Below are 5391 nucleotides of genomic sequence, written 5' to 3'. Positions count from 1 at the left end.
CTATTCGTCGGCAGCGTCAGATGTGTATAAGAGACAGCGGTGCTGAAGGGGATGCCGCCGCCCCCGCTGCCCCCGGCCGCCTGGGCGGCGCGGTACTGGCGGTAGGCCGCAGCCTTCTTCTCGTCGAAGCCAATCTTCTCCGCGTCCTCGCCGAACTCGTCGTAGAGCGCGCGCTTCTTCGAGTCTCCGAGCACCTCGAAGGCGGTGTTGATGCGCTTGAACTTCTCCTCCGCCCCCTTGTCGCCAGGGTTGACGTCGGGGTGGTGCTGGCGCGCCAGCTTCCGGAAGGCCTTCTTGAGGTCGTCCGCCGAGGCCGTCCGTGGCACGCCCAGAATCTGGTAGTAGTCGTCAGCCATAGGTTTTGAGGGTGGTGCAGTACCCGACAAAGGAGAACGTAACCAGCGGTGCGGTGAGCGCCAGCACGGGATGTCCGGACAGCACCGCGATGGTTACAGTCGCCGCAAGATGAGGAAGGCCATGCCTGCACCGCGCGCCCGCCGGAAGGTCCCCCTGTGGCTGGCGTGCGGGCTGCTCCCCGCGGCCCTGGGGACGACCCTGGGGTCTGGGGTGACCGCCCACGCCGCCCCCCCGTCGCCCGCTCCCGCCGTGGAGGAGGGCAGGGTGGTGGACCGCGTCGTGGCGGTCATCGAGGGCCAGGTCCTCACCCAGAGCGAGCTGGAGATGGAGGCCCGGGTGGCGCTGATCCAGCGAGGGGCCGTGCAGGCCGCCGCCCTGCCTCTGGACGAGCAGACGCTCCGGGGAGCCCTGGAGCTGTCCATCAACCAGCGCCTCCAGGTCCTGAGCGCGGACCGCCTGCAGGCCTTCCCGGCCGAACCGGCCGAGGTGGAGGGTCGGCTGGAGGCCGTCCGGGCACGGCTGGGTGGGGAGGCGGCGCTCCAGCGCCTCCTGGACCGGCATGGCGTAAACCGGGACGCCCTGGTGGCCGTGCTGGCGCGGGGCTTGCGGGCGGAACGAATCCTCGACAGCCGCGTCCGGTTGAAGGCACAGGTGAGCGAGGCGGAGGTCCGTCACCACTATGACGCCCACCGGGACCTGTACCCCGGTGAGTTCGACCAGGCGGCGCGCACGGCCATCCGCGAGGAGTTGGTGCGGGCGCGCTACGGAGAGCTGGCGGCCCAGGCCCTGGCTGAAGTACGCAAGTCGGCGCAGGTACGGCGGGTGGCGCCCTTCGCGCGGGAGGCACGGCGATGAGACGGCTGCGGGACGACGGGACGCCCGACAAGGCAAAGGGCTTCCTGATCCGGCAGATGACCGTGGATGACATGCCGGCGGTGATGGCGCTGGAGAAGGCGTCCTTCAAGAACCCCTGGTCCACGGAGCTGCTCGGGCGCGAGCTCCAGCACGACTGGTCCACCATCCTCCTCGTGGAGGAGCCGGTGCCCGAAGGCGGAGTCGTCCTGCTGGGCCTGGCCATCTTCTGGATCGTCCACGACGAGGTCCACGTCCTCAACGTCGCCACCGCTCCCGTGCACCGCCGCCGGGGCGTCGCGCGCGTCGTGATGGAGGAGGTGCTTCGCCGGGGCGTGGCGCGGCGCTGCTCGCTGGCCACCCTGGAGGTGCGCCGGGGCAACGAGTCCGCCCTCAACCTCTACCGCTCGCTGGGCTTCCGGCCGGTCGGCATCCGCCCGAACTACTACGCGGACGAGGGCGAGGACGCGATCGTGATGGTCCTCGACTTCTAGGGGCGTAAGGGAGTAGAGCGTCCGGCCGTCGTCGCAGTCCCAGGTTTTTCGGGTGTGAGGGAATGCACCCGGGTCCTCTGGCCGGTTCTGGCCCAGGGGCAGGCCATGCTTGACACCCCGGGGGCCCTCCCTATACTCGCGGGCCTTTTGTGTAGCCTGTAGGTAGATATGCTCCGCTTTCGTGTAGCCGGACGCGGGGTTCCCACGAAGAAGAGGTTTCAGTGCCGACCATCAGCCAGCTCGTCCGCAAGGGCCGCGAGAAGCTCAACATCAAGGGCAAGAGCCCTGCCCTGAAGGAGTGCCCCCAGAAGCGCGGTGTTTGCACGCGCGTCTACACCACGACCCCGAAGAAGCCGAACTCGGCCCTCCGCAAGGTGGCCCGCGTGCGTCTCACCAACGGCATCGAGGTGACTTCCTACATCCCCGGCGTGGGTCACAACCTCCAGGAGCACTCGGTGGTCATGATCCGCGGTGGCCGCGTGAAGGACCTCCCGGGCGTTCGCTACCACATCATCCGCGGCACGCTGGACTCCGTGGGCGTTGCCGGTCGCAAGCAGAGCCGCTCCAAGTACGGCGCCAAGCGCCCGAGCTAGTCCGGTTCTCCCGCGCGTCGTTGGCGCGGAACACCTTCGCGGTATCTGAAGCAGTGTTGGACGCTGGCCCCACACCCTGGGGAGTGTCCCTGGAAGTTCCAAGCAGTGTTCTTGAAGCCCCTGAACAAGGCTTTCCTCCGAGTGAGGAGAGTGGGGCGTAAGGGAAGAGATGCCTCGTCGTCGCGTAGTCGCCAAGCGGAAGATTCTCCCGGATCCGAAGTTCCAGGACCGGCTCGTCACCAAGTTCGTCAACGACCTGATGCGCAAGGGGAAGAAGTCCATCGCGGAGGGCGTGTGCTACGGCGCCTTCGCCCTCATGGAGGAGCGCGCGAAGGAAGACCCCCTCAAGACGTTCAAGAAGGCCCTGGACAACGTCAAGCCTGTCCTCGAGGTGAAGAGCCGCCGCGTCGGTGGCGCCACCTACCAGGTCCCCGTGGAGGTCCGTCAGGACCGCCGCGTCGCGCTGGGCATGCGCTGGATCATCTCCTACGCCAAGGCGCGTGGTGAGAAGACCATGCAGGAGAAGCTGGCCGGCGAGATCCTGGACGCCGCCAACAACCGCGGTAACGCGGTGAAGAAGCGTGAAGACACGCACAAGATGGCGGAAGCCAACAAGGCCTTCGCTCACTACCGCTGGTAGGTCCCGAAAGGGGCTTCGCGGTTGCCGCCCGGATGCGCTGCCAGCGTCCGGGCGGTTTCGTTTATCTGCCCTGGCAGAAGCCTAAGAGAAGTCCGGAAGGAACCGAGTCATGGCCCGTGAGTTCCCCCTCGAGCGCTACCGCAACATCGGCATCATGGCGCACATCGATGCCGGCAAGACGACCACCACCGAGCGGATCCTGTTCTACACAGGCGCCATCCACAAGATGGGCGAGGTGCACGAAGGCACCACCACCACGGACTGGATGGTCCAGGAGCGCGAGCGCGGCATCACCATCACCTCCGCGGCCATCAGCGCCTTCTGGGAGCGGACGGGCCAGCGCTACCGCGTGAACATCATCGACACGCCGGGCCACGTGGACTTCACCATCGAGGTGGAGCGCTCGCTGCGAGTGCTCGACGGCGCCATCGCCGTGTTCGACGCGGTGAATGGTGTCGAGCCGCAGTCGGAGACGGTGTGGCGCCAGGCGGATCGCTACAAGGTCCCGCGCATCTGCTTCATCAACAAGATGGACCGCGTGGGCGCGGACTTCGAGATGTCCGTCGGCACCATCAAGGAGAAGCTGGGCGCGCGTCCCGTGCGCATGCAGCTGCCCCTGGGCAGCGAGGACAAGCTCAAGGGCGTCATCGACCTGGTGCGCATGAAGGCGCTGGTGTTCCAGGACGCGGAGCAGGGCAGCCGCTTCGAGCTCCAGGACATCCCGCCGGAGTACCAGGAGGCCGCCGCCGCCGCGCGCGGGGAGCTGCTGGAGGCCGCTGCGGAGCAGGACGACGTGCTCACGGAGAAGTTCCTCAACGGCGACGAACTCACCGAGGACGAGGTGCGCGGCGCCATCCGCAAGGGCTGCGTGGGGCTGAAGCTGTTCCCCGTGTTCTGCGGCTCGGCGTTCCGCCACAAGGGCGTGCAGCCGCTGCTGGACGCGGTGGTGGACTACCTGCCCAGCCCGCTGGACATCCCGCCGGTGCAGGCCAAGACGCCCAAGGGCGAGGACGTCATCCGCGAGACGCGCGACGACGCGCCCTTCAGCGCGCTGGCTTTCAAGATCATGAATGATCCGTCCTTCTCCTCGCAGACGCTGACGTTCCTGCGCGTCTACTCAGGGAAGCTGGAGGCGGGCACTGCGGTGTGGAACTCCGTGAAGGGCAAGCGCGAGCGTGTCAGCCGGCTCGTGCAGATGCGCGCGGACAAGAAGGACGAGCTGACGGAGTGCTACGCCGGCGACATCTGCGCGGTGGTGGGCCTGAAGCTGGCGACCACGGGCGACACGCTCTGTGACGACAAGCAGCCCGTCATCCTGGAGCGGATGGAGTTCCCGGAACCTGTCATCGACATCGCCATCGAGCCGAAGTCCACCGCGGACCAGGACAAGATCATCCAGGCACTGCAGCGGCTGGCCATGGAGGACCCGTCCTTCCGCGTGCGCTCCAACGAGGAGACGGGCCAGACGCTCATCGCTGGAATGGGCGAGCTGCACCTCGAAATCATCGTCGACCGGCTCCTGCGCGAGTTCAAGGTGGACGCGAACATCGGCAAGCCGCAGGTGGCCTACCGCGAGACGGTGACGGCGACGAAGGCCGCGGAGGGCAAGTACATCCGCCAGGCGGGTGGCAAGGGGCAATACGGCCACATCAACCTGCGCGTGTCCCCGAACGAGCCCGGCAAGGGCTTCGAGTTCGTCAGCAGCATCACCGGTGGCGCCGTGTCCAAGGAGTTCGTGGACGCCGCGCGCGACGGCGCGAAGGAGGCCATGCAGAACGGCCCCGTCGCCGGCTACCCCATGGTGGACGTGAAGGTGGAGGCCTACGACGGCTCCATGCACGACGTGGACTCGTCGGAAATGGCCTTCAAGATCGCCGGCTCCATGGCCTTCAAGGACGCGGTCCGCGCGGCGAACCCCGTCCTGCTGGAGCCCATCATGGCCACGGAGGTTGTCACCCCGGAGGCGGCCATGGGCGACGTCATCGGCGACCTGAACGGCCGGCGCGGGAAGATCCTGGGCATGACGCCCCGGCCTGGCGGCGTGCAGGCCATCCAGGCGGAGGTGCCCCTGGCCGCCATGTTCGGGTACTCGACCGACCTGCGCAGCAAGAGCCAGGGAAGGGCGACCTACACCATGCAGTTCAAGCACTACGCACCGGCGCCGAAGTCAGCGCTCAACCCGAGCTACTGACGTCCCGCCCGCCAGGGGAGCCGCCGGGCGAATTCTGTTGACGTTCCAGCGGCTTTGAAGCACACGCAGCACCCCTCGGAAGTTCTCCCGAAGTCCTATACCGCCGGGGTCGCACCGGTGGCGTCGTGAGGAGTGGTTCATGTCCAAGGAAAAGTTCGATCGCAGCCTGCCCCACGTGAACATCGGAACGATTGGGCACGTGGACCACGGCAAGACGTCGCTGACGGCGGCCATCACGAAGGTGCTGGCGAAGTCCGGTGGCGC

Annotated in this window: 6 protein-coding genes; all 6 read left to right on the top strand. The window is 67.3% G+C overall.

Annotated elements, in window-relative coordinates; all coding sequences use genetic code 11:
• Positions 1-477: 477 nt before the first annotated feature.
• Complete coding sequence (locus D7X99_RS41380; protein WP_121782518.1) at positions 478-1212, top strand: hypothetical protein; 735 nt, start codon at positions 478-480, stop codon at positions 1210-1212.
• The gene (gene rimI, locus D7X99_RS41375) at positions 1209-1703 is read left to right on the top strand and encodes a ribosomal protein S18-alanine N-acetyltransferase (protein WP_121782517.1); all 495 of its coding nucleotides are present in this window, start codon (positions 1209-1211) and stop codon (positions 1701-1703) included. The genes D7X99_RS41380 and rimI overlap by 4 nt, the downstream gene beginning before the upstream one ends.
• Before the next feature lie 221 nt (positions 1704-1924).
• Positions 1925-2296, top strand: coding sequence for a 30S ribosomal protein S12 (gene rpsL, locus D7X99_RS41370; protein WP_014395857.1), 372 nt, complete (start codon positions 1925-1927; stop codon positions 2294-2296).
• A gap of 169 nt (positions 2297-2465) precedes the next feature.
• A complete protein-coding gene (rpsG, locus tag D7X99_RS41365; protein WP_120541788.1) occupies positions 2466-2936 on the top strand; it encodes a 30S ribosomal protein S7 in 471 nt (156 codons plus the stop codon).
• A 109-nt stretch (positions 2937-3045) separates the two neighbouring features.
• Positions 3046-5127 (top strand): elongation factor G, encoded by a 2082-nt coding sequence (gene fusA, locus D7X99_RS41360; RefSeq protein WP_121782516.1) that lies wholly within the window; start codon positions 3046-3048, stop codon positions 5125-5127.
• Positions 5128-5266: 139 nt separating this feature from the next.
• On the top strand, positions 5267-5391 hold a 125-nt coding region (locus D7X99_RS41355; protein WP_233601620.1), incomplete at its 3' end, for a GTP-binding protein.

This window comes from Corallococcus sp. AB032C (assembly GCF_003668935.1).
Classification (GTDB): domain Bacteria; phylum Myxococcota; class Myxococcia; order Myxococcales; family Myxococcaceae; genus Corallococcus; species Corallococcus exiguus.
This window is presented reverse-complemented; position numbering and strand designations above follow the sequence as displayed.